Below are 2,823 nucleotides of genomic sequence, written 5' to 3' on the forward strand. Positions count from 1 at the left end.
ATGATCACGACCGGCAATGGCAAAGCCTTGCAATGCTTTCCCATCACTACTCTTTAAGCCACCATCTGTATGATCAAAAGAAAGGATAATCTTATCTCCGTCCACCTGATAGGAACGATAAACGGGACCGGAATAAGGTATTTGTTCTCCATACGTATTAGCACGGGCTACCAACGCCAAGCGATGTCCAACGGCCTGTTTATCTTTCGGGTGGATGTCATTGGCATCGCCCTTATCGATGATTACAGCCATTCCGGTATTCGCTACCGACAATGTGCGCGCTTGTGCTTCGCGGAGTTCCGCCCAGTCAGAATCAACGGGGTTGGGAGACACTTGCATGAAGTTGGCTAACTGCACAAAATAGAAAGGAAAATCCTGTCCCCAGTCCTTACGCCAATTCTCGATAACCAGCGGGAAAAGCTCACGATACTGATAGGCACGGGAAGCATTGTTTTCCCCCTGGTACCAGATAGCACCACGGATACTGTAAGGCACCAATGGATGGATCATAGCATTGTATAAAGATGTCGGCAAATTGGGGTCCTCGGACATATCCTTCGGAAACATACCCTCTTTCCGGGCATCGGCCGCTATCTGATATTTCCATTCACCGGCCAGACTAATTTGTTCTCCATTGTCTGAACGGAGATAAAGTTCATCCGGCATACCACAACCACCACCTGTATCTGTCACACGGATAGCCAATGTAAGCGGTCCTGCTTTCACCAGCTTACCCGGAACGGTATAATTGCGTTGAACAGAATAACCATCGGTACGGCCCACTTCCCGACCATTCCAATACGTTATATCATTATCATCAATAGCCCCTAAAACTAACTGCACTTTCTTACCTCCCCAGGATGCAGGAATATCAACAGTGCGGCGAAGCCAGATCAGTCCGTCAAAATCACCAAGCCCTTGCTGGTCCACCATTCCGGGGAAGTTCAGCTTACCCCAAGCCTTATCATCCAAAGAAACCTCAGCCCGTACCGGTTTCCCGGCAGCAAAACCTTCATCAACACGATTGTTCCAAGCTTCCAAAGCTTTCAAATAGTCCGCTTTCATCGCAGCTTTATCAGGCATTGCACGAATATCTTCCACTACTTTACTGAAGTCCGGCATTTCTTGCAACACCTTCCCGCTTATCCAGGATTCTACATTGGTCCCTCCCCAGGAAGTATGAATCAACCCGACGGGTACATTCTGTTTTTCAGAGATTTCGCGACCAAAGAAATAGGCGGTAGCCGAGAATTCAGAAACGGTCAGGGGTGAGCATACCTGCCAGCCATTATCACGGATTTTGATATCCGTCTCCGGCTGCGTACTGGTAACATGTTCCACATGCAATAAACGAATATTGGGATGATTGGCTGCGGCTATTTCTTTCTCATAATCCAGAACCTTGCCCCAACCTTTCAGCGGCATTTCCATATTGGATTGTCCGGAACAGATCCATACCTCCCCAATCATTACGTTCTTCAACACCAGTTTCTGACCATCGGTCAGTGTAAGCTCATACGGGCCACCCGCTTCAGGAGTACGAACGGAAAGCTTCCATCGCCCTTCCTTATCAGCCAGTGTTTCATACGTCTTCCCATCCCAGGAAGTGGTTACTTTTACCGCTTTCATCGATTTTGCCTCACCCCATATAGGGGCATCCGCCTGTTGCTGCAACACCATGTTATCCGAAAACATCGGCGGCAACACAACCTTGGCCGAGATTGTACCGGATAACAACAGCAAAGCTGCAACTAACATACATTTGTTTTTCATATCAGTTAATTATTTTATGAGAGTCCGGAGTTAATAACCTCTTTAACTCCTTCTCCCTCTAATTCCGTCGCAATATCAGAAAGCAAAGATAGCCAGAATTTCATATTCGAAATAGTGTTATTGCCCTAATAAATGCAATAATCTTTCCATTTATCACGCTAAATAGAAAGATATTCCTACTTTTGCACGAAAATCAACGCGTTATTTTATGGTTTTAAATTACATTTGGGTAGCATTCTTCGTAATTGCTTTCATTGTGGCACTCATCAAGCTCCTGTTTATGGGCAACACAGAAATCTTTACGGAGCTTGTCAATTCAACATTCACTTCCTCGAAAACAGCCTTCGAAATATCGCTGGGCCTGACGGGTATCCTTTCTCTATGGCTGGGCATTATGAAGATCGGCGAGCAAAGCGGCATGATTAACGCATTATCCCGCTGGCTGAGTCCGGTGTTCTGCCGTCTTTTCCCCGAAATCCCCAAAGGCCACCCTGCCATGGGTTCTATCTTTATGAACCTCTCCGCCAATATGTTGGGACTGGACAATGCCGCTACACCAATGGGATTGAAAGCTATGAAGGAGCTGCAAGAATTGAACCCTCAGAAGGATACGGCAACCAATCCGATGGTCATGTTTCTGGTGCTCAATACTTCCGGGCTGATCCTGATTCCTATCAGCATCATGATGTATCGCGCTCAGATGGGCGCTGCACAGCCTACCGATATATTCATTCCCATACTGATCACATCAGCCGTTTCCACCCTTGTAGGAGTGATTGCTGTCAGCATTGCTCAACGCATCAATCTGATCAATAAGCCCATCCTTATCCTCATCGGTTGCATCAGCCTTTTCTTTGCTGGACTTATTTACTTGTTTATGCAACTCGGTCGTGAAGAAATCGGTACATATTCCACATTGATTGCCAACGTTATCCTGTTCAGTATCATTCTTTTGTTCATTATCTGGGGATTATGGAAGAAAATCAATGTATATGATGCCTTCGTAGAAGGTGCCAAAGAAGGCTTTACCACGGCCGTGCGCATCATTCC

At 46.4% G+C, this 2,823-nt stretch carries 2 protein-coding genes; one reads left to right on the forward strand and one right to left on the reverse strand.

Annotated features, from left to right (window positions below):
- Nucleotides 1–1,773 (reverse strand): sialate O-acetylesterase (locus BACCELL_RS07810; protein WP_007211139.1); only part of this gene is annotated, 1,773 nt, incomplete at its 3' end.
- 208 nt (nt 1,774–1,981) lie between these two features.
- Between BACCELL_RS07810 and BACCELL_RS07815 the strand changes: the two genes are divergently transcribed.
- On the forward strand, nt 1,982–2,823 hold an 842-nt coding region (locus BACCELL_RS07815), incomplete at its 3' end, for a nucleoside recognition domain-containing protein (RefSeq protein ID WP_007211140.1).

It is taken from the genome of Bacteroides cellulosilyticus DSM 14838, assembly GCF_000158035.1.
GTDB classification, from domain to species: Bacteria; Bacteroidota; Bacteroidia; order Bacteroidales; family Bacteroidaceae; genus Bacteroides; species Bacteroides cellulosilyticus.